18 protein-coding genes and 1 pseudogene are annotated in these 20460 nt (G+C 70.5%); 10 read left to right on the forward strand and 9 right to left on the reverse strand.

Annotated features, from left to right (window positions below):
* Positions 1 to 182: 182 nt before the first annotated feature.
* The 8 genes from hemL to AAFF41_RS27525 all read left to right on the forward strand — a co-directional run bounded on the left by hemL (position 183) and on the right by AAFF41_RS27525 (position 8645).
* The gene (gene hemL, locus AAFF41_RS27490) at positions 183 to 1499 is read left to right on the forward strand and encodes a glutamate-1-semialdehyde 2,1-aminomutase (protein ID WP_343324777.1); all 1317 of its coding nucleotides are present in this window, start codon (positions 183 to 185) and stop codon (positions 1497 to 1499) included.
* A gap of 86 nt (positions 1500 to 1585) precedes the next feature.
* Positions 1586 to 2233 carry a histidine phosphatase family protein gene (locus AAFF41_RS27495; RefSeq protein WP_319750146.1) on the forward strand — a complete coding sequence of 216 codons (648 nt, stop codon included), beginning with the start codon at positions 1586 to 1588 and terminating at the stop codon, positions 2231 to 2233.
* A gap of 174 nt (positions 2234 to 2407) precedes the next feature.
* Complete coding sequence (locus AAFF41_RS27500; protein WP_343324778.1) at positions 2408 to 3757, forward strand: polysaccharide deacetylase family protein; 1350 nt, start codon at positions 2408 to 2410, stop codon at positions 3755 to 3757.
* A 66-nt stretch (positions 3758 to 3823) separates the two neighbouring features.
* Positions 3824 to 4447 carry a TlpA family protein disulfide reductase gene (locus tag AAFF41_RS27505; RefSeq protein ID WP_097285763.1) on the forward strand — a complete coding sequence of 208 codons (624 nt, stop codon included), beginning with the start codon at positions 3824 to 3826 and terminating at the stop codon, positions 4445 to 4447.
* Positions 4444 to 5226, forward strand: a complete 783-nt coding sequence (locus AAFF41_RS27510) for a cytochrome c biogenesis CcdA family protein (protein ID WP_143602544.1) — start codon at positions 4444 to 4446, stop codon at positions 5224 to 5226. The genes AAFF41_RS27505 and AAFF41_RS27510 overlap by 4 nt, the downstream gene beginning before the upstream one ends.
* A gap of 3 nt (positions 5227 to 5229) precedes the next feature.
* Positions 5230 to 7053, forward strand: coding sequence for a cytochrome c biogenesis protein ResB (gene resB, locus AAFF41_RS27515; RefSeq protein ID WP_343324779.1), 1824 nt, complete (start codon positions 5230 to 5232; stop codon positions 7051 to 7053).
* Positions 7050 to 8162, forward strand: coding sequence for a c-type cytochrome biogenesis protein CcsB (gene ccsB / locus AAFF41_RS27520; protein WP_319750038.1), 1113 nt, complete (start codon positions 7050 to 7052; stop codon positions 8160 to 8162). The genes resB and ccsB overlap by 4 nt, the downstream gene beginning before the upstream one ends.
* 57 nt (positions 8163 to 8219) lie before the next feature.
* Positions 8220 to 8645 (forward strand): SRPBCC domain-containing protein, encoded by a 426-nt coding sequence (locus AAFF41_RS27525; protein ID WP_319750039.1) that lies wholly within the window; start codon positions 8220 to 8222, stop codon positions 8643 to 8645.
* Positions 8646 to 8714: 69 nt separating this feature from the next.
* On the opposite strand, the gene AAFF41_RS27530 is transcribed toward AAFF41_RS27525, so the two are convergent.
* The 4 genes from AAFF41_RS27530 to AAFF41_RS27545 form a co-directional block, all read right to left on the reverse strand.
* Positions 8715 to 10259: an ABC transporter substrate-binding protein gene (locus AAFF41_RS27530; RefSeq protein ID WP_319750040.1), complete on the reverse strand. Its 1545-nt coding sequence runs from the start codon at positions 10257 to 10259 to the stop codon at positions 8715 to 8717.
* Positions 10259 to 12358: a hypothetical protein gene (locus tag AAFF41_RS27535; protein WP_319750041.1), complete on the reverse strand. Its 2100-nt coding sequence runs from the start codon at positions 12356 to 12358 to the stop codon at positions 10259 to 10261. Before AAFF41_RS27535 ends, AAFF41_RS27530 begins: the two co-directional genes overlap by 1 nt.
* Before the next feature lie 142 nt (positions 12359 to 12500).
* The gene (locus AAFF41_RS27540; RefSeq protein ID WP_343324780.1) at positions 12501 to 13496 is read right to left on the reverse strand and encodes an isopenicillin N synthase family dioxygenase; all 996 of its coding nucleotides are present in this window, start codon (positions 13494 to 13496) and stop codon (positions 12501 to 12503) included.
* On the reverse strand, positions 13489 to 13947 hold the full coding sequence (locus tag AAFF41_RS27545; RefSeq protein ID WP_319750043.1) for a nucleoside deaminase: 459 nt from the start codon (positions 13945 to 13947) through the stop codon (positions 13489 to 13491). Before AAFF41_RS27545 ends, AAFF41_RS27540 begins: the two co-directional genes overlap by 8 nt.
* 101 nt (positions 13948 to 14048) lie before the next feature.
* Between AAFF41_RS27545 and AAFF41_RS27550 the strand changes: the two genes are divergently transcribed.
* Entirely contained in the window at positions 14049 to 15329 is a 1281-nt protein-coding gene (locus AAFF41_RS27550) for a PucR family transcriptional regulator (protein ID WP_343324781.1), read from the forward strand.
* 23 nt (positions 15330 to 15352) lie between these two features.
* Here AAFF41_RS27550 and AAFF41_RS27555 read toward each other — a convergent pair whose 3' ends face one another.
* From AAFF41_RS27555 to AAFF41_RS27565, 3 genes and pseudogenes are all read right to left on the reverse strand, one after another.
* A complete protein-coding gene (locus AAFF41_RS27555; protein ID WP_319750046.1) occupies positions 15353 to 16456 on the reverse strand; it encodes a glycoside hydrolase family 113 protein in 1104 nt (367 codons plus the stop codon).
* Between the two features lie 295 nt (positions 16457 to 16751).
* Positions 16752 to 17417, reverse strand: coding sequence for a class I SAM-dependent DNA methyltransferase (locus tag AAFF41_RS27560; RefSeq protein WP_319750047.1), 666 nt, complete (start codon positions 17415 to 17417; stop codon positions 16752 to 16754).
* Between the two features lie 47 nt (positions 17418 to 17464).
* Positions 17465 to 18346: pseudogene (locus tag AAFF41_RS27565) on the reverse strand (quinone oxidoreductase family protein); the annotation flags it as partial.
* Between AAFF41_RS27565 and AAFF41_RS51680 the strand changes: the two are divergent.
* The gene (locus tag AAFF41_RS51680; RefSeq protein WP_425526273.1) at positions 18342 to 18494 is read left to right on the forward strand and encodes a hypothetical protein; all 153 of its coding nucleotides are present in this window, start codon (positions 18342 to 18344) and stop codon (positions 18492 to 18494) included. The pseudogene AAFF41_RS27565 and the gene AAFF41_RS51680 sit on opposite strands and share 5 nt — an antisense overlap.
* 4 nt (positions 18495 to 18498) lie before the next feature.
* On the opposite strand, the gene AAFF41_RS27570 is transcribed toward AAFF41_RS51680, so the two are convergent.
* Positions 18499 to 19890: a purine-cytosine permease family protein gene (locus AAFF41_RS27570; protein WP_319750051.1), complete on the reverse strand. Its 1392-nt coding sequence runs from the start codon at positions 19888 to 19890 to the stop codon at positions 18499 to 18501.
* Positions 19891 to 19979: 89 nt separating this feature from the next.
* A complete protein-coding gene (locus AAFF41_RS27575; protein ID WP_319750052.1) occupies positions 19980 to 20387 on the reverse strand; it encodes a PLD nuclease N-terminal domain-containing protein in 408 nt (135 codons plus the stop codon).
* Positions 20388 to 20460: the final 73 nt, after the last annotated feature.

Here is a 20460-nt window from a genome sequence, read left to right on the forward strand (position 1 = left end):
CGAGGTCATCGGTCCCCTCGCCCAGTCCGCCACCGCGATGCATATCTCCACCCGACTGCTTTTCTAAGGCGCGCGACCCCCGCCACGCAACCCGATCATCGTGACAGTGACCTCCCCCACGGCCGCACGCCGAAACGTACGCTGAAACACCTGTCCGCAGGATCTTCGCAGCCTCTGACACCATGGCCCGTGTGAGCTATCCGTACGAAGCCCCAGTTTCGCAGACTCTTTTCGACCGTGCGGCTGCCGTCACGCCCGGCGGCGTGAACTCTCCGGTGCGCGCGTTCCGCGCCGTGGGCGGTACGCCCCGCTTCATGGTGTCCGGAAACGGTCCATACCTGACCGATGCCGACGGGAGGGAATACGTCGACCTCGTGTGTTCATGGGGGCCGATGATTCTCGGGCACGCGCATCCCGACGTCATCGGCGCCGTCCAGGAGGCCGTCGCGCGCGGCACCTCCTTCGGCACTCCCGGTGAGGGCGAGGTCGCGCTCGCCGAGGAGATCGTCGCCCGGGTCGAGCCCGTCGAGCAGGTCCGGCTCGTCTCCAGCGGGACCGAGGCGACCATGTCCGCCATCCGGCTCGCCCGCGGGTTCACCCGGCGGTCGAAGGTGATCAAGTTCGCCGGGTGCTATCACGGGCATGTCGACTCGCTGCTGGCGTCGGCGGGGAGCGGGGTGGCGACCTTCGCGCTGCCCGACACCCCCGGTGTCACCGGCGCCCAGGCCGCGGACACGATCGTCCTGCCCTACAACGACCTCGAGGCCGTGAACGAGGCCTTCCACGCGCACCCCGGTGAGATCGCCTGCGTGATCACCGAGGCCTCGCCGGGCAACATGGGCGTCGTGCCGCCCCAGCCCGGGTTCAACCAGGGACTCAAGGACGCCTGCGCGCGCAACGGCGCCCTGTTCATCTCCGACGAGGTCATGACCGGGTTCCGGACCAGCAAGGCCGGTTGGTACGGGATCGACGGGGTACGTCCCGATCTCATGACCTTCGGCAAGGTCATGGGCGGAGGATTCCCCGCAGCCGCCTTCGGTGGCCGCAAGGACGTCATGGAGCACCTGGCTCCCGCGGGGCCCGTCTACCAGGCCGGCACGCTGTCGGGCAACCCTGTCGCGACCGCCGCCGGGCTCGCCCAGCTGCGGCTGCTCGACGACGCCGCGTACGACAAGGTCGACGCCGTCTCCGAGCAGCTCCGCGGGCTGGTCACGGAGGCGCTGAGCAAGGAGGGCGTGGCGCATCGGCTGCAGAACGCCTCCAACATGTTCTCGGTCTTCTTCACCGGGCGTGAGGTGCGCGACTACGAGGGCGCGAAGGCGCAGGAGTCCTTCCGGTTCACCGCGTTCTTCCACTCGATGCTGGCGCAGGGCGTCTATCTGCCCCCGTCGTCCTTCGAGTCGTGGTTCGTGTCCACGGCCCACGACGAGCGGGCCATTCAGCGGATCGCCGACGCCCTTCCGGCGGCGGCCCGGGCGGCGGCGGAGGCCACGGCATGAGCCAGGATCAGACGCAGGATCAGACACAGGATCAGACACAGAGCCAGACGCAGGGCCGGGATCAGGACATCACCGTCGTGCATCTCATGCGGCACGGCGAGGTCGCCAACCCGGACGGGGTGCTGTACGGGCGGCTGCCCGGCTACCACCTGTCCGAGCTCGGGCGGCAGATGGCCGAGCGGGTCGCCGAGCACCTGGCCCCGCGGGACGTCACGCATGTCGTCGCCTCCCCGCTGGAGCGGGCGCAGGAGACCGCGACGCCCATCGCGAAGGCGCACGGTCTCGACCTCGACACCGACGGGCGGCTGATCGAGGCCGAGAACGTGTTCCAGGGGAAGACCTTCGGCGTCGGGGACGGGGCGCTGCGGCGGCCCGAGAACTGGAAGCACCTCGTCAACCCGTTCAAGCCGTCCTGGGGCGAGCCGTACGTCGATCAGGTCGTACGGATGATGGGGGCGCTGGACGCCGCCAAGGACGCGGCCCGTGGGCATGAAGCGGTGCTGGTCAGCCACCAGTTGCCGATCTGGATCGTGCGGTCCTTCGTGGAGAAGCGGCGGTTGTGGCACGACCCGCGCAAGCGGCAGTGCACGCTGGCGTCCCTGACGTCCTTCACCTACCGCGGCGACAGGATCGTGTCCGTGGGGTACAGCGAGCCCGCCCGGGATCTCGTTCCGGCCCATCTCCTCGCGGGCGCCAAGCCGGTGAAGGGGAAGGGCAAGGCGTTCGGGGCGTAGAGCGTCTATTCCCGTGCATGTTGGCGCAAAGTATTCGTATGCGTCGCTACCCGAACTGTTCTTCGTAAAATACGACCAACGTTGCGCGTTCGAAGGAACCTATCTGCTTGTCGTGCCCTCTCATTGTGTGTCAGCTGGGAGCCAGCTGAGAGGGCGCGATGAGATGGGGACCGAATGCGGGACATCAGCCGGCGGGGAATGATCGGCCTCGGGGCGGGTGCCGCGGCGGCGATGGGACTCGCGGCATGCGGCACCGACCAACAGGACGGTCATGGCGGGGGCGGTGGTTCCCGGTCGGGCGAGCCCGGTGCGTCCGACAAGCCCGGCGCCTCCTCGCGCCCCGGCCGCCTGATAGGCGACGGCTCCACCTCCTTCACGGGCAAGCAGCCGAAGCAGCCCGCGAAGCCGGTTCCTCTGGAGCCCGGCCAGACCCCTCCGCAGTTCGTGATCTTCTCCTGGGACGGCGCGGGTGAGGTCGGGACCGGTCTCTTCTCCCGCTTCCTCGGGCTCGCCCGCGAGCACGAGGCGCACATGACCTTCTTCCTCTCCGGGCTGTACCTCCTGCCCGAGTCGAAGAAGCGCAAGTACCTGCCGCCGAACAACCCCCGGGGCGCCTCCGACATCGGCTATCTCTCCGACGACCACGTCAAGTCGACGCTCGGGCTCGTCCGGCAGGCCTGGCTCGACGGCCACGAGATAGGCACGCACTTCAACGGCCACTTCTGCTCCGGCCACGGCACCGTCGGCCACTGGACGCCGGCGCAGTGGCGCAGTGAGATCGACCAGGCCAAGTCCTTCGTCAAGGAGTGGCGGACCAACACGGGCTGGACCGATCTGCCCCCGCTGCCCTTCGACTACGAGAAGGAACTCGTCGGCGCGCGCACCCCCTGTCTGCTCGGCCAGAACAACCTGCTGCCCACCGCCAAGGAACTCGGCTGGCGCTACGACGCCTCCTCGCCCGGCGGCCGCCAGGTCTGGCCGCAGAAGCGGCACGGACTGTGGGACCTGCCCCTCCAGGCGATCCCCTTCCCGGGGCGCAGCTTCGAGGTGCTGTCCATGGACTACAACATGCTGGCCAACCAGTCGATCAACTCGACGAAGGCGCCCGCGCACAACTACCCGGCGTGGCGGCAGCAGGCGGGCGAGGCGTATGTCGCCGGGTTCCGGCGGGCCTACGAGAGCAACCGGGCGCCCTTCTTCATCGGCAACCACTTCGAGCACTGGAACGGCGGCATCTACATGGACGCCGTCGAGTACGCCTTCAAGCACATCGCCCGGGAGAAGGAGAAGGGCGAGGACGTCCGCCTCGTCTCCTTCCGGCAGTACGTGGACTGGATGGACGTACAGAAGCCCGAGGTCCTGGCCAAGCTGCGGACGTTGGACGTGGGACAGCGGCCCGCGGGTGGCTGGAAGACGTTCCTCGGCGACACCGGCAAGGGGGCTGGTACGAGTTCGGGCGCCGGCACTGGCACCAGTAAGGGTTCCGGGACGGCCACTTCCAAGGGGTCCGGGGACGCCGCCTGAAATGGTGTTTTCCGCCCGCAAGGGGGGTGCGGAAGATCCTCGAAACGGGCATGCGAAACTTTTCACATGAGTGCCGCCTGCCGCGCCGAACAGCGCTCGAACCGCACCCGTAGCCGCGCCGCCCTGCTCACCACCGGGGCCGCCGTCGCCGCGCTTGTCCTGTCCGCGTGCGGTTCGGGAGGGACGTCCGGGGGTTCGGGCGACAGCAACTTCGTGGCGGGCAAGGACGGCATCTCCACCGTCGCCAAGGGCTCCCGGGTCCAGGCCCCCGACCTCTCCGGCCCGACCGTGGACGGCAAGCAGCTCGACGTCAAGGACTACAAGGGCAAGGTCGTCGTCCTGAACGTGTGGGGCTCCTGGTGCCCGCCGTGCCGCGCCGAGGCACCGAACTTCGCCAAGGTCGCCAAGGACACCGCGGCGAAGGGCGTGCAGTTCGTCGGCATCAACACCCGTGACGCCAACGTCAGTCTGGCCCAGGCGTTCGAGAAGCAGCACGACGTCACCTTCCCCAGCCTCTACGACCCCACGGGCAAGCTGCTGCTCCGCTTCAAGAAGGGCACGCTGAACCTGCAGACGATCCCCTCCACGATCGTCATCGACCGGGACGGGAAGATCGCGGCCCGCACACTGCAGGCCCTCAGCGAGGAGAAGCTCCGCGAGATGCTCGACCCCGTTGTCGCGGAGAAGTGACCGACGTGTCCCTTCTCGCCGCGTCCACGAACCTCGCCGCGTCGTCCGACACCGTCGTCAGCGGTGCCCTGGTGCTCGCCCTGCCGATCGCCGTCCTGGGCGGCCTCGTCTCCTTCTTCTCGCCGTGCGTGCTGCCGCTCGTCCCCGGCTATCTGTCGTACGTGACCGGTGTCACCGGCACGGATCTGGCGGAGGCCAGACGGGGGCGGATGGTCGCGGGCGCCAGCCTGTTCGTGGTGGGGTTCACCGCCGTGTTCGTCTCCGGCGGGGCGCTGTTCGGCTACTTCGGATCGACCCTCCAGGAGTACCAGAGCACGCTCAGCAAGGTCCTCGGCGTGCTGATGATCGCGATGGGCGTGTTCTTCATGGGGATGATGCCCTGGCTCACGCAGCGCGAGTTCCGCTTCCACAAGCGGCCGGTGACCGGCCTGGTGGGTGCTCCGATACTCGGTGCGCTCTTCGGCATCGGCTGGACGCCCTGTCTGGGACCGACGCTCTCCTCCATCAATTTTCTTTCCATGAACCAGGCGAGCGCGGGCCGCGGCGCCATACTGACCGTCGCGTACTGCGTCGGTCTGGGAGTGCCCTTCGTCCTCGCCGCCGTCGCCTTCCGCAAGGCGCTCGGCGCCTTCGCCTGGGTCAAGCGGCACTACGCATGGGTGATGCGGATCGGCGGCGGCATGATGATCGTGACCGGCCTGCTCCTGCTCACCGGCGCCTGGGACAGCATCGTGCAGCAGATGCAGACCTGGTCCAACGGCTTCACGGTAGGGATCTGATCGATGAGCACGACCGACACCGACACCGACACCGGCACGGGCAGGACGAAGGACCCGGCGACCGCCAAGCGGCACATCGGGGTGAGCGCCGACGGCGAACTCGGCGAAGCCGGATCCCAGCTGTCCACCGCGCCGGTCGACACGGCCGTGCCCGGCTCCTTCGGCGGGCCCCGCGCGCCCGGCGCCCTGGGCTGGCTGACCTGGACCGGCCGTGAGGTCGTCGGCTGGGCCCGCTGGTTCTGGCGGCAGCTGACGTCGATGCGGGTGGCCCTGATCCTGCTCTTCCTGCTGTCGCTCGGGGCGATCCCCGGCTCGCTGATCCCGCAGTCCGGGACCGACGCCCAGAAGGTGGCGGACTTCAAGGACGCGCACAGCATCCTCGGGTCCGTCTACGACAAGCTCGGCCTGTTCCACGTCTACAGCTCGGTGTGGTTCTCCGCGATCTACATCCTGCTCTTCGTCTCGCTCATCGGCTGCATCGTGCCGCGCACCTGGCAGTTCGTCGGGCAGTTGCGTGGCCGTCCGCCGGGCGCCCCCAAGCGGCTGAACCGGCTGCCCGCGTACGCGACCTGGCGCACCGGGGCCGAGCCCGAGCAGGTCCGCGAGGCCGCCCTCAAGATTCTCAAGCAGCGGCGGTTCAGGGCGCACATCGAGAAGGACGCCGTCGCCGCCGAGAAGGGCTACCTCCGCGAGACCGGCAACCTGCTCTTCCACATCGCGCTGATCGTGATGCTGGTCGCCTTCGCCTGGGGCCAGCTCTTCAAGTCCGAGGGCAACAAGCTGATCGTCGAGGGCGACGGGTTCTCCAACACGATCTCGCAGTACGACGACTTCAAGTCCGGCAACCTCTTCAGCACCGACGACCTCACGCCGTTCAGCTTCAACCTCAAGAAGTTCACCGGCACCTACGAGCGGAACGGCCCCAACAAGGGCACCCCTCGCACGTACCAGGCGGCCATCACCTACAGCGTCGGCGCGTACGGCAAGGAGAAGAAGACCACCGTCAAGGTCAACGAGCCGCTGAAGATCGGCGACTCGAAGGTCTATCTCACCGCGCACGGCTACGCGCCCGTCGTCACCGTCCGGGACGGCAAGGGCAACGTCGTCTACCACGACGCCGTGCCGATGCTGCCGCTCGACCCGAACGTCACCTCGCAGGGCGCGATCAAGGTCATGGACGGCTACAAGAACGCGCAGGGGACGAGCGAACAGCTCGGTTTCTCCGCCTTCTTCGTGCCGACCTTCGCGGGCGCGGGCAAGGGCGACATGTTCTCCCAGTTCCCCGCGCTCGACTTCCCCGTGCTCGCGCTGTCCGGATTCCACGGCAGCCTGGGGGTCGACGCGGGCATCCCGCAGAACGTGTACCAGCTCGACACCTCGAAGATGAAGCAGTTCAAGGACGCGAAGGGCAACATCGTCAAGGCGCGCCTGCTGCCCGGCGAGACGATGAAGCTGCCGAACGGCGCGGGCTCCATCACCTTCGACAAGGGCATCAAGGAGTGGGCGAACTTCCAGGTCACCCAGCAGCCCGGCAGTGACTGGGCGCTGATCGGTGCCTTCACCGCGATCTTCGGTCTCGCCGGTTCGCTCTTCATCCAGCGCCGCCGCGTGTGGGTGCGGGCGGCCACCGGGGCCGACGGCGTCACCGTCGTCGAGATGGCGGGCCTCGGCCGCAGCGAGTCCGCGAAGCTCCCCGAAGAACTCGGCGACCTGGCCGCACTCGTCCACGAACAGGCGCCCACCAAGCCCGACACAGACGAAGCCGCAGTCGAAACCGACCCCGACGCCGAACCCTCCGTACCTGCCGCCGAAGGGGCTGAGAAGTGACTCTCGCCACCGCAACCGACCTGGGCGCCGTGACCGATCTGGCCACGGCCACCAACGAACACCTCGCCAACATCAGCAACACGCTGATCTACTCCGCGATGGCCGTCTACACCCTGGCCTTCTTCGCGTACATCGCCGAGTGGATCTTCGGCAGCCGCAGCAAGGTCGCCCGTACCGCCGCCGCGCTCACCACCACCGAGAAGGCGAAGACCCCCGCGGTCACCGTGCAGTCGGCGGGCGGTACGGCCGTCCTGGAGCGGCCGAAGGTCGTCACCCGGTCGGCGGCGGGCGCCCGTGACGTGCCCGACGGGCCCGGCGCACACGGTGGTGACGAGCAGGGCGACCTCTACGGCCGGATCGCGGTGTCCCTCACCGTGCTCGCCTGGGCCGTCGAGGCGGCCGGCGTCGTCGCCCGCGCGCTGTCGGTGCAGCGGGCGCCGTGGGGCAACATGTACGAGTTCAGCGTCACCTTCTCCACGGTCGCCGTCACCGTGTACCTGGCGATGCTCGTGCTGAAGAAGAACATCCGCTGGCTGGGCCTGCCCCTGGTCACCACCGTCCTCCTCGACCTCGGCCTCGCGGTCACGGTGCTCTACACGGCGAGCGACCAGCTGGTGCCCGCGCTCCACTCGTACTGGCTGTACATCCACGTCTCGACCGCGATCCTCTGCGGTGCCGTGTTCTACGTGGGCGCGGTCGGCACCCTGATGTACCTCTTCAAGGACTCGTACGAGAACAAGCTCGCCACCGGCGGCCGGCCGGGCCGTTTCGCCACCTCCGTCATGGAGCGGCTGCCCTCCTCGGCCTCCCTCGACAAGTTCTCCTACCGCGTCAACGCCGCCGTCTTCCCGCTGTGGACCTTCACGATCATCGCGGGCGCCATCTGGGCGGGCGACGCGTGGGGCCGCTACTGGGGCTGGGACCCGAAGGAGACCTGGGCGTTCATCACCTGGGTCGCCTACGCCTGCTACCTCCACGCCCGCGCCACGGCCGGCTGGAAGGGCCGCAAGGCCGCGTACATCGCCCTGATCGCCTTCGCCTGCTTCCTCTTCAACTACTACGGAGTCAACATCTTCGTCTCCGGCAAGCACTCCTACGCGGGCGTCTAGGACAGGTCCTAGCCTTCGGCGCGTGCGGAACGGGCCGCCTCGGGCCACGCTGGTGTCATGACCGGAGTGACCCGAGGCATCGAAGAGGGCGCCACCGAGACCCGGGAGGACGGCACCCGCGTCCTGCATTACCTGCTGCGTTTTCCCCAGCCTGTGGAGAACGTCTGGGCGGCGGTGGCCACCTCGGAAGGACTGCGGGGGTGGCTGGCCGCCGCCGAGGTGTTCGAGCCACGCCTCGGCGGGGCGGTCACGCTGCGCGGGATCGGCAGCGGCCGGATCACGGCGTGGGACGTCGAGCGGATCGCCGAGTACACGGTCGAGGGCCGGGGCCGCATCCGCTTCCACCTGGAGCCGAGCCGCCCGTCCGGCACGACGGTCCGCTTCACCCACGAGTCCCCTGGAGATGAGGACCCGGGCTGGCGCCAACGCTTCGACAGATTGGTCGCCCACTTGGCAGGCGCTCCGGACAGGAGCACCCCTTAGGGGCGCGGGGAAGCGCGACCAGCCACACACAGCCCGCACGTACGAACATCCCCCGACGGCGCCCCCCTCTCACGCCGGCGGCAGACACTCCGCGGAGGGTGGCTTTCCCTCGGGCCACGCGATCTTCACGAAGCGGGCCCGTGACTGGGGCGTCAGCTGCACGATCGGCACCGCCTTGTCGTACGGATTGCCGTGGGCGTCCAGACAGATCCACCCGCTCGCCCCGTTCACCCGCAGCTCCTTGCCCTTGACCTGCGGCCACTGGAGCCCGACGTCCGCGAGGGCCGGGATCTTCCCCGTCGGCGACGCCCCGCGGATGCCGCGCACGGCGAGCCGCATGGCGTCGTACGCGATGATCAGCTGGCCGTCGTCGAGGGCGATCGGCCCGAGGGGCCCGACCGGCTCCTTCCCGGCACTCCCCAGAAGCGACTGCAGCACCTTCGCGTCGGCCGCGCTGCCGCCCGTCTTCGCGGTGTCCTTCAGCCAGGCGTCAGGGTGGCCCAGGGACGTGTAGCGGACGGTCAGCAGCGGGTCCTTGAGCGCGGCCGGGTCGAGGTCCTTGTCCCCGGCGAGATAGGAGCCCTCGTCGCCGGTGAGCACCGTGAACCGGCGGTCGTGGCAGCCGCGCTGGCCCAGCATGTTGATGAACTGCCGCAGCTGGGTGTGGCGCCCCGCGAACAGGATGGTGTTCGTGGGGGTCGGCGTGTTGCAGAGGATGTTGGTGATCTGCATGAAGACGTTGGAGGTGCTGCCCTCCTTGCTGCGGTCGGCGGGCGGCGTGAACGGCTGGGCCTCGTAGCGCGATCCCTTGAGCATCTTCTCGAAGGAGGCCTGGAGCGTGCGCGTGTACGGGTCGCCGGTGCGGTCGTAGACGAGGAAGGCGTTGGCGGCGGAGACCTTGGCGAAGGAGGCGAGGGCGCGGGCCTCGTCGGTGTTGGTGGGGGAGACCCGCGCGAGCCCGGGGAACGGGTCCTTGCCGTTCTGCCCGTTGGCCAGGTCGTCGGCGGTGATCGAACTCCCTATCACCGGGATGCCCCGGCTGGTCAGTTCCTGGACGGCCTTCTTGTTGTTGTCGGTGCTCAGGCCGACCCCGGTCACCGCGCGCAGCCGGTCGGAGCCTCCCGTCATGCCCGCCAGCTGGTCGACCGTGTGCTGCCAGTACGCGCCGGTGGAGCCGGGGTTGGCCAGCACCAGGCGGATCTTCGGCTTCAGGTCGGTGGTGTCGTGGTTGGCCTGGTACTGGGCCAGATAGGCGCCCTGGAGTTCGTGCAGCACATCGCCCAGGTTGTCGGCGTCGGTGGCGGTGAAGGGTTCCAGGAGCGCGACGGTGACGTAACTGCCGGGCGCCAGGCGGGCGTTCTCGCGGTGGATGGCCCGTACGGTGTCGGCGAACTGCGCGCGCCCGAAGGCGTACGTCGTCCACGAGACGCCCACGCACTCGTCGCTGCCCTTGGGCTGGACGACGCCGGGCGCGCAGGAGCGGTTCTCCTTGGTGGCCGTCATACCGCCCCAGACGCCGAGGCCCGCGAGCACCGCCGCGAGGGTCAGCGCGACATACCTGCGGAAACGAATCTCCCAGACATCCTCGCGCAGCCAGGTCCACAAGCGCGCCATCACAGGTCCCCGTTCACGTTGTCGTCGTCGTCACCAGGGATGCGCAGCGGGTGGCCGGCGAGCGCGTCGGACGGCCACTCCCGCGAGGCCCGCCACAACAGCGGGTTGCCCGCGGGCCGCAGGTTCGACAGTTGCTCCAGCTCGAAACGGAGCCGGTCGGACACCTTCGGGTCGGGCAGCACCAGCGGATCGGTGAGCTGCCAGATCGCGTGCAGCAGCCGTCGTACCCGCAGATGCAGTACGGCGTCCACGCTGTCCGGCGGCTGCTGGGCGGCGTCGGTGCGGCCGAGCGCGACGGCCGCCCGGTCGTCGTGACCGCCGAAGTCGCGGCCGTCCGGGTCGTGTGCGTGGTAGTAGGGCGCGGACGCGATGAAGACGAGCGAGGACAGCCAGGACGCGGTGTCGGTGCGCGGGAAGGTGTCACGCAGGTGCGCCACGGCGAAGTCCGCCTTGCCGAGCGCGAGTTCGTGATGCAGTCGATAGCGCGCGCCGTCCGGCTGGTCCCCGTCGCCGTAGTGGTCGATCAGGGCGCGGTGCACGGACTGCCAGCGTGCGTGGTCGGGGTCGTGGTGGTGCAGCCGCAGCAGGAGCAGCGCGCGCAGGAACGGATCGCCCACGAACTGCCCGGCGGCGCTCGTCCAGCCCTCCTCGGCGAGCCGCTCCTCCAGCGCGAGGACCCCCGACGCGCCGAAGTCGTCGGAGAGCTGGACCTCCGCGAGCACGCAGGCCGAGTCGCGGTCGTGGGCCGCGGCGAGCACGGTCAGCTCGTCGAGCCGGCCACCGGGTACGAGCCGGTCGAGCAGCTCCTGATAGGTGGGCCGGCCGTCGTTGTCCTCGTGGACGGCGACGTCTGAGGTGAGCAACTCGCCCAGCGACTTGGCTCCTTGGGGGAGGTTCTGGCGGGCGGACTCCGCGAGGAGGGTGACGCCGAGCGGGCTGCCGCCGGACAGCCGGTGGGTGGCGTACGGGAGTTGAGGGGGGACGGCGAGGCCCTGCGAGACGCCGCCCACGAGGTGCAGGGTGTCGTCGGGGGTCAGCGGCGGCAGCGCGACGAGCAGCGCCCGCGAGGACGGTGAGGTGCCCGGCTCCCAGCCGGTGTGCCGGGCGACCTCGGGGAGGGTGCGGCGGCTCGCGTTGCGCAGCGCTCCATGGGTGTATCCGCGCAGGGCGGCGAAGAAGACGACGTGGTCGGCGATGCCGTCGGCGCGGTCGCGCAGCACCGGTTCCAGCAGGCCGAGGCCCGCCCGTTCCTGCACGTTGTCGATCAGCACGACCGGGCGGCCCAGCCGGTGCGAGCGCTGCATGACCCCCGCGTACGCGTCGTCGAGGTCGGCCAGCAGGGCCCGTACGAGATAGCGCTCGGCGTGCGTGCGGGAGTCGCCGCCCGCCCGGAAGTGAGAGGAGAGCAGGATCAGGCCGAGCTTGGGATTGCCGCCCGCGTTCGGATAGTCGCGGTACCAGGTGGCGGCCCTGCGCAGTCGGCGGGGAGCGGGGCCGATCCCCTCGGCGAACGCCTCCAGGGTGGCTTCGATGATCGGCGCGATCACGGGACCCGTACCGCTGAGCGAGGCGATGAGCTTGGAGACGACCTTGCTCACCCAGCGGCCCGCGAACCCCGAGAGCCATGAGCCGGTCTCGTTCAGCAGCAGGATCCGCTCCGCCTCCTGCCGGATGCGGGGCACGTCGCGATCGCTCCAGCCGCCCGCCGCGACGGCCAGCAGCCCGGACGTCAGGCGTGGGAAGCCGATCCGCCCGGCGCCGGTCACCGGCTCCGCGAGTTGCTCGGCGATGGTGGTGAGCGCCTGTCCCACCGGCGACCAGGACTCCGCGGGCCGCTCGGCGGGTGGCCCGGCGAACTGCCGTTCCTCGCCGTCGATCAGCGCGACCGGTGTGTGGCCGCGGTACGCGTCGCGCAGCTCCCGCAGTACGGCGCTCTTGCCGAGCCCTCGCCCGCCCGCGAACACCACGAAGGGCAGTTCCTTCGGGTGTTCGTACGGGTTCGAGCGCAGCTGGTACGGGCGCAGGCCGACGAGCCGTGATGCAAGACCGGGCGGATCGGTGTCGAACAACGCTCCGCGTCCGTGCAGCCCTCTGTGCACCGCATCTCCCCCTGGCGCGGTCCGGTCCTGCTCTGTGCTGCTGTGAGGTCTATCAACACCAGTGTAAAAAGGGGGAGTTGATTCGGACTAGGGCATGGGATGTCCGTTTGGTTACGAAATTTTTCCGCGCCCTTTCGTCCAGCTATCCCACGGTGATCGAATCCAGCTTTTCGCGCAGATAAACATGGGAGTCGACGGGCGGATACGCGAGGCGGCCCACCGGCGCGGGGACCGACTCCACCACCGTCCCCGGCGTGCATTCGCCGAAGTAGACCAGCGACATCAGCTCCTCGGCCGGCGCGTCGGCGGGCGGAGGCAGCACCCGGTGCCGGCCCGAGCGCCACCGGTCGCCCGTCCAACGGGCCATCAGGTCACCGATGTTGATCGTGAAGGCCGCCGGGTCGAAGGGCGCGTCCTCCCAGCCGCCCTCGTCCGTGTAGACCTGCAGTCCGCCCTTGCCCGCCTGACGGTCGAGAATGGTGACGGTGCCGAAGTCGGTGTGGGGGCCGATACGGAACTGGCCGGGCTCGGGCTCGCCGACGACCTCCGTCCCCGGGTACCAGTTGATGTTGAAGCCGTACGTCGGGTGGCCCATGTGGCGGGTGAAGAAGTCCGGCTCCAGACCGAGGGCCTCACCCAGCAGGGCCAGCAGGTGGTTCTCCAGCCCGCCCATCCCCGCCAGGTACTCCTCGCAGAGTTTCCGCAGCTCCGGGGCCTCGGTGGGCCACACGTTCGGCGCGTACCACTCCGCGTTGGTCGACGGGTCCTCGAAGGGCTGGTGCGTCGCGAAGGTCAGCGACTCCTTGAGGTCGGGAGGCGTCTGCGTACCCTCCGAGTAGCCGTTGGCCTCGGCACCCGGGCCGAGCCAGCCGCGCCCGCCGACCTGGACGGCGTAGGGCTGCTTGACCTCCGTCGGGAGGGTGAAGAAGGCGCGGGCGGCCTCGCGGATGCGGGAGCGGAGGGCCCGGTCCACACCGTGTCCGGTGACGAGGAGGAAACCCGCGCTCTGGAGGGCTTCGTCGACGGTGCGGGCGATGGCGGTACGGGCGTCGGGGTCGCCGTCCAGCCAGGGCCGCAGGTCGATGGTCGGGATGCGCGGGGTGCCGGTGGTACGGGGGCTGCTCGGGGGGCTACTCACCAATGTCCTCGTTCCACAGAGCCGGGTTGTCCTTGATGAAGTCGCGCATCAGCGCGGCGCACTCGGGGTCGTCCAGGAGCACGATCTCCACGCCGTGCTCGGCCAGCCAGTCGTGGCCGCCGTGGAAGGTCTCCGCCTCGCCCACCACGACCCGCGAGATGCCGAACTGGCGCACCAGGCCGGAGCAGTACCAGCACGGCGACAGGGTCGTCACCATGGTGGTACCGCGGTACGAACGCTGTCGTCCCGCAGCGCGGAACGCCGACGTCTCCGCGTGCATGGACGGGTCGCCGTCCTGGACCCGCCGGTTGTGGCCGCGGCCCAGAAGCGTGCCGTCCGCGCCGTACAGCGCGGCGCCGATGGGGATGCCGCCCTCCGCCAGCCCGGCGCGGGCCTCCGCGACGGCGGTCGACAACCACATCCGTGCCCGTTCCTGATCCATGCGCTCCATGACTCCACTCTCCTGTGGCCGAAACACGAGGGCAACGTGCGGAAAGTACTCTCCCGGCAAGCCGCACCCGGACGGACTGTCTGCGTCTGAAGGAGGTTCCCGTGCCCGCACTCACCCTCCGCGACATCCTGGCCCTCGACCCCGTCCGCGGCAGCGAGCCCGAACTCCTCGCCGGCGAAGGCGCCCTGGACCGCCCGGTCCGCTGGGTGCATTCGAGCGAGGTGTACGAGGGGGCGAATTTCCTCGACGGCGGCGAACTGCTTCTCACCAACGGCTTCGGGCTGACCGACGCGGACGAGGACACCCGGCGGCGCTACGTCCGCGAGCTGACCGCGCGCGGAGCGGCGGGGCTCGCGGTGGAGGTCGGACGGTCGCTGGTGCGGATGCCGGAGGAGGTCGTCGACGAGGCGCGGCGGCTCGGGCTGCCGCTGCTCGCCCTGCACCGGGTGGTGCCCTTCGTCCGTATCACCGAGGCCGCCAACCGGGCGATCGTGGCGCGCGGCCTGTCCGGGCGGGCGGCGTCCATGCGGCCCTGGGGCGGCGACCACACCGCCGCCCTGCTCGCCGACCTCGCCGACGGCCAAGCCCTCAACCAGCCCGAGGTGGAGGCACGCGCGGCGCTCGCCGGGTTCCATCCGGGACCGGGCGCGCGGCTGGTCGGGGTGTCGGCGCACGGGGCGCGCGAGCTGGGCGTGGTCGACCGGGCGGCCCGCTCCCTGGGCGGGGTCGCGGTGCTGCGGGCGGCGTTCCCGGGGGATGTCCTGGCGCTGGTGGCGATGCCGGACGACGCCGTACGGGGGGTGACGGCGCGGCGCGATGTCGTACGGGCCGTGCAGGAGGCCTTCCGGACGGTCGCCGAGGCCGGGACGACCGTGGCGGTCGGACACGCGGTCCTCGCGGGCGGCGGCTGGCTGCGCTGGAGCGAGACACTGCGGGCGGCCCGGACGACCCTGGAACTGGCGCTCACCGTGCCGTCCGCCGAACCCGGTCCGACCGGTGGCCCCGTCGTCACCTCCTCCCGCGCCCTCACCCTGGAACGCGAGCTGACCCGAGGCGGCGTGGACGCCAACCGCGACCGCCTCGCCCGCCTGGTCCAGCACACCCTGGGTCCCCTGCTGGCCTGGGAGGCCGCCCACCCCAGCGACCTCGTCCGGACCCTGGAGATCCACCTCCGCCACGGCTGCTCACCCACCCGCACGGCGGCCCTGCTCCACATCGGCCGCCAGTCCCTCTACCAGCGCCTGGAACGCATCGAATCCCTCCTGGGCCTGGAGATCGACGACCCGGACCTCCTGGGCGAACTGCTCGCGGCCCTGTGCGCGCACCGGATCGTGCGGGGGGTGCCGGCGACCGCGGACGACGGCCTGCGGACCGTGGCCTGACCTGCCCCGGTCCGACCCGGCCGTCAGCAGGTGTGTGCGCGGGACCGTGCGTAGTGCCGGGCCAGCGCGCGGAAGGACTCCTTCGGCTCCCAGTGCCATCCGCCGTGGCGGTCCTCGATCGTCTTCACGATGCCGTAGCTCGCCATGTCGAGGTCGTGGCGGGGGTCGCGGGGGCGGTGCGGGGCGTCGGGGGTGACGAAGGTGTACGCCATCGCCGAGTACAGGCCCATCGACTCGAACACCGACAGCACGTCCGTCAGATAGGCGGCCTGGGTGCGCTCGCTGCGGACGAGACCGCCCTTGATCTCCGGCGGCTCCTTTCCGTGGTCGACGACGTCCCAGCCCATGCCGCCCTTCGCCGGCGCGCCCTCGAAGGTGCAGCAGCCGAACTCCATGACGGCGACGGGCTTCCCGAAGCGCCGCAGCGCGGCGAGGTCACGGACGTAGGCGTTCCGGTCCCGGAAGTAGCCGTAGTAGTCGACACCGACGAGGTCGAAGAGGCCCCAGTCGACGTCCTCGTCCTGCGCGGCGGCGTACGTGAGCCGCCCGTGGAAGACGGACCTGCCCACGGACGCCGCCTTCGCTGTGAACCGGTGCAGGCGCCGTGCCATCAGTACGGGATCGAAGTCGCCCTTGAGGAGATGCGCGACGCGCTCCTGGGCGTTGGCGCCGGGCACGATCCCGGGCACGTACAGCACGAACTCGCAGCCGACACTGAGATGCACTCCCGCGCCCCGTCGCCGCAGCCGCTCGGCGAACCGGCCCGTCTCCGCGAGGTGGTCGAGGATCTCGCGTTCCGGTACGTCGCCCAGGGCCGGCTCCAGCCAGACGTTCAGACCGAGCTCCGCCGCCTCGGCCGCGGTGGCGGTGAGCCGTTCGACGCCGTCGCCGGTGACCTTGACGGAGTCGGCGTGCAGGTCGTGCGCGACGGCGCGCAGGTCGCGGCGCATGCGCCCGGGGCTCCACCCGGTGCTCGGCGTCTCCCCGTCCGTCACCTCGTACACCACACCCCGGTACGTCAGCCCCGGCCGACGGCCCGTCGCCCCGGCCCGCCCGACCGGCAGCACCACCGCGCCCCCGGCCCCCGCGGCCATCCCCATGAACCGTGCCCGAGTGATCCCCCGCATCGCGCCTCCCGTGTCCGTCTTCGCGTTCGCGGACTTCAGTCTGGGAGGCGGTCCTGCGTCCCGCCGTCCGCCGATGGTCTACGGACGGCCGACGAAAGTATCGGCGGGGGCACCGAGCGCACGTCACACCTCGGACGCCGCCTCTGCGATGCCGTACGCCAAGGCGTCGAAGTTCTCCCGGAAGAAGCCCAGCCGGATGTGGAAGGGCTCCTGCAGGAACGCGCCCTCGCGCGAGACGAACATGGTCGGCGCGGTGGTCCCTCCTCATCCCGTCCCTCGAAGGAAAACGTCGACGTCACACCGAGGGTTCCGGCCTGCGGGCCAGGACGAACGCCTGCGAGGTGTTCTCGCGGGCGTCGGCCTCACGGACGAGGCGGGCGACCTCCACCAGCCCCGCCTCGCGCAGCAGCTCGGCGACACGCTCGGGTGGGAAGCGGTAGACGTCGAGGTCCAGGTCATGGCCGTACGCGTGATCGAGGTGCACGCGCTCGTCGCCCACCTTGAAGGCGAGCAGCAGATGACCGCCCGGTGCCAGGATCCGGTGGAACTCACGGAAGAACAGCGGAAGTTCCTCCAGCGGCGTGTGCACGGTGGAGTACCAGGCGAGGGCCCCGGCGAGTGACGCGTCCTCGATGTCGAGGTCCGTCATCGAGCCCACCTCGAAACGGAGGTGCGGATGGCTGCGCCGGGCCACGGCGACCATCCGCGGCGACAGATCGATCCCGTACGCGTCCAGCCCGAGGCTCTCCAGGTGGATCGTCACCCGTCCCGGCCCGCACCCGAGGTCCGCGACCTGTCCGCCTCCGCCGTCCCGCACCTTCTCCGCGAAGGCGGCGAGCATGGCCCGGTCGAAGGGCTTGTGCTCCAACTCGGCCTTGAGGAGCTCGCTGTAGTCGACGGCGACGGTGTCGTACGACGCCCTGGTGGCGTCCGGGCGGGAGGTCATGGGGTGGGAGGTCATGGCGCGGGAGACTAGTCGGGGGGACTGACAAGCCTGGTGCGTGGTCGTCACGCGAGGTCGGCGTCCCCGTCCGTGCCGTGGGCGCGCAGCAACAGCTTTCCCGTGCTCGTCCGTGTTCCCATCAGCCGGTGTGCCTCCGCCGCGTCCGGCAGGGCGAACTCCGCCGTCACCGGCAGGGACACCACCCCGTCCAGCACCGTCCGGAAGGCGCGTTCGGTGAGGGCGCGCAGTTCGGCCGGGGACGTCTGGGCCAGGGTGAGGATGGAGAAGCCGGAGACCGAGAGGGCCAGGGGGTAGAGGTCGGGCTGGCCCACCTGCCACGGCTGCGCCCCGCTCGCGTTGCCGAAGGAGACGAGGCGGCCGAAGGGGGCGAGGGAGTCGAGGGAGGCCCGGAGGGTTTCGCCGCCGACCGGGTCGAGTGCCAGGTCGACCCCGCGACCGTCCGTCGCCTCGCGGATCTCCTTGGCGAAGGAGGGGGTGGTGGAGGAGGTGACGAAGACCTCGTCGTAACCGTGCTCCCGCGCGTACGCGGCCTTCGCCGCGCTCGACACCACCCCGAGGACCGCCCCGGCCCCCGCCGCGCTCGCCAACTGCCCCAGCACCGTGCCCACCCCGCCCGCCGCGCCCTGCACGAGCACCGTCTCGCCGGGCTGGAGCCGGCCCACGGTGTGGATCAGGGCGTACGCGGTGGGCAGCACGGTGGGGAGGGTCGCGCCGGTGCGCAGGTCCACGCCGGGCGGCAGCGGGAAGACGGTCACCGCGTCGGCGGCGACGACGTCCGCGTACGCGCCGCCCTGCGTCAGGGCCGCCACCTCCTGTCCCACGGCGAGGCCGGTGACCCCTGCGCCGAGGGCCCGGACGTGGCCCGAGACCTCCAGACCGGGGACGAAGGGCAGGGCGGGCACCCGGTAGCCGTCGGCCCGTGTGCGCGAAGTCGGCGTGGACGAGGCCGGGTTCGTGTGCGTGGGCGTCGACGACCCCACCACCGCCGCGCCCCTCCTCAAGAAGGCGTTCGGCGCACGGCACATCGAGGTGGGGTACGCCGAGCAGGCCTCGCTGCTGAGCGCCACGGGCTGACCGCTCAGCCCGTGCGGGGCGCCCGCCGCATCAACGCGTACAGCGTCGCGCTCACCGTGAAGCCCACCAGGCAGGTGATGTCGCCGAAGGACGCCCAGTGCTTCGGCACCCAGCCGACGTACTTCTCCTGGTTGGAGAAGAGCGGGACCGAGACCGCCACGCCGGCCAACAGGGCGGTGATACCGGGCCGGTTGGTGAACGCGCGGTCGCCCAGGCGCCGGGCCGGCCCGTCGTCCGGGGTACGGGTCGCGAACCACCGCTCCACCAGCACCACTCCCAGCCATGGTCCGATCCAGTACGCGACGACCAGCAGGAACGCCTCGTAGGCATGCCCGGCGTCGGACAGCGACGCCCACGCCGCCGCCGTACCCGCCACGCCCGAGATCACCACCAGTGCACCGCGCCCCAGCCGGGCCGGCAGCCGCAGGCCGAGCGAGGTGATGGACATGGCGGAGGAGTAGACGTTCAGCGCGTTCGCCGAGATGCCGCCCAGGATGATGGAGAGCAGTACCAGGTCGCCGAGCCAGGACGGGAGATGGCCGGTGAAGGCGGCCGTCGGGGTCGCGCCGGCGGGGGCCGCGATCGTCGCCGACGCCGCGCCGACGAGGGAGACGACCGCGACGGAGAGGAAGAGTCCGACGGCCGGGTAGAGAGCGGTCCTGAACCTGTTCGCCGTACGGGGGAGGTAGCGCGAGTAGTCCGCGGCGTACGGGTTCCAGCCCGCCGCGTACCCCCAGGCCGTGCTGAACGCCAGCAGGAAGCCGCCGATGCCGCCGCCCCCGCCCGAGGCGCCCAGGTCCGCGTGGTCGAACGTCCACACCCCCGCCACCAGGAACACCACCGCCAGCGCCGGGAACGCGTACTTCTCGAAGGCGTGCACGAAGTTGTGGCCGATGAAGCCGATCACGATCTCGACCGCCACCACGAGCAGCAGGGAGGGCAGGGGGCGCAGACCCGTCAGCGTGTTCAACGCGAACGCGGCGCTCACGCTGTTCACGGCGAACCAGCCCACACCCGCCACCAGGGCGTTCACTCCGGCCGGCAGCAGATTGCCCCGGTAGCCGAAGGAGAGGCGGCCGATCACCATCTGCGGGACGCCGAACCGGGGTCCGTCGAGGGACAGGACGCCTTGCGTCAGCGCGCCCAGCGCCGTGCCCAGCAGCAGTGCCGCGGCCGCCTGCCAGAAGTTCAGCCCGAAGAAGAGGACCGAGATCACGCCGATGTACACGGTCGCGAACTCGATGTTCGGGGAGGCCCAGGTCCACAGCAACTGGAGCGGGCTGCCGTGGCGTTCGGCGTCGGGGATCGGTTCCGAGCCCGCCGTCTCGACGGCGATGACTCGGTCGCCGTACTCGGGCGTGGTCGGTGCGGTGGTGCCGGCGGGAGCGGTCGTCATGCACCGTAAGTGTCCGGGGCGCCGTCACCCCCGGCCAGAGGCGCACTGTCCGTTCCGGGAGGCTCGTCGGCGTACACCTTGTACGGGCGTCAGCTCTCGGACTCCTCGCCGGCCTCGCGCCGGCGCAGCTCCTCCTCGCGGCGCCGCAGGTCGGCCTCCCAGTCCTTCAGGAGTGCCTCGTCCTTGACGTTCTTGGAGGGCGCGGGCTCCGTGCTGAGCGAGTTCAGGAACTCGGGGTTGTCGTCGGGGGCGACGTACTGCGGGCGCTGCTCGCGGCGCCACTCCGAGGGCGTGACGCCTCGGGTCGGGCCCCGGCCGACCTTGCCGGCGACGAGCCAGGCGATCGGGCCGACGAGAACTTCTCCGAAGAGCAGGATGACGATCACCCACACCACCTTGGGCAGGCCGCGGACCTCTTCCTCCGGCGTGTTCAGGCAGTCGATGAACGAGTAGATCCACAGCGCCAGGACCAGCAGGAACGGCAGATACCTGAGCATGGCGGAACGGTCCCCCAGTGGACGGTGGCGGGGCGGTGCGCCCCGGTGACGCGCACAGGGTAGCGGCTGACTT

The organism is Streptomyces mirabilis (assembly GCF_039503195.1).
Lineage (GTDB): Bacteria > Actinomycetota > Actinomycetes > Streptomycetales > Streptomycetaceae > Streptomyces > Streptomyces mirabilis_D.

What these genes read in the sequence shown, in the direction of transcription:
- hemL (WP_343324777.1), top strand. Translation starts at nt 183, where the DNA reads ATGGCCCGTGTGAGCTATCCGTACGAAGCCCCAGTTTCGCAGACTCTT.
- AAFF41_RS27495 (WP_319750146.1), top strand. Translation starts at nt 1,586, where the DNA reads ATGCGGCACGGCGAGGTCGCCAACCCGGACGGGGTGCTGTACGGGCGG.
- AAFF41_RS27500 (WP_343324778.1), top strand. Translation starts at nt 2,408, where the DNA reads ATGCGGGACATCAGCCGGCGGGGAATGATCGGCCTCGGGGCGGGTGCC.
- AAFF41_RS27505 (WP_097285763.1), top strand. Translation starts at nt 3,824, where the DNA reads ATGAGTGCCGCCTGCCGCGCCGAACAGCGCTCGAACCGCACCCGTAGC.
- resB (WP_343324779.1), top strand. Translation starts at nt 5,230, where the DNA reads ATGAGCACGACCGACACCGACACCGACACCGGCACGGGCAGGACGAAG.
- AAFF41_RS27525 (WP_319750039.1), top strand. Translation starts at nt 8,220, where the DNA reads ATGACCGGAGTGACCCGAGGCATCGAAGAGGGCGCCACCGAGACCCGG.
- AAFF41_RS27530 (WP_319750040.1), bottom strand. Translation starts at nt 10,259, where the DNA reads ATGGCGCGCTTGTGGACCTGGCTGCGCGAGGATGTCTGGGAGATTCGT.
- AAFF41_RS27545 (WP_319750043.1), bottom strand. Translation starts at nt 13,947, where the DNA reads ATGGAGCGCATGGATCAGGAACGGGCACGGATGTGGTTGTCGACCGCC.
- AAFF41_RS27555 (WP_319750046.1), bottom strand. Translation starts at nt 16,456, where the DNA reads ATGCGGGGGATCACTCGGGCACGGTTCATGGGGATGGCCGCGGGGGCC.
- AAFF41_RS27560 (WP_319750047.1), bottom strand. Translation starts at nt 17,417, where the DNA reads ATGACCTCCCACCCCATGACCTCCCGCCCGGACGCCACCAGGGCGTCG.
- AAFF41_RS27570 (WP_319750051.1), bottom strand. Translation starts at nt 19,890, where the DNA reads ATGACGACCGCTCCCGCCGGCACCACCGCACCGACCACGCCCGAGTAC.
- AAFF41_RS27575 (WP_319750052.1), bottom strand. Translation starts at nt 20,387, where the DNA reads ATGCTCAGGTATCTGCCGTTCCTGCTGGTCCTGGCGCTGTGGATCTAC.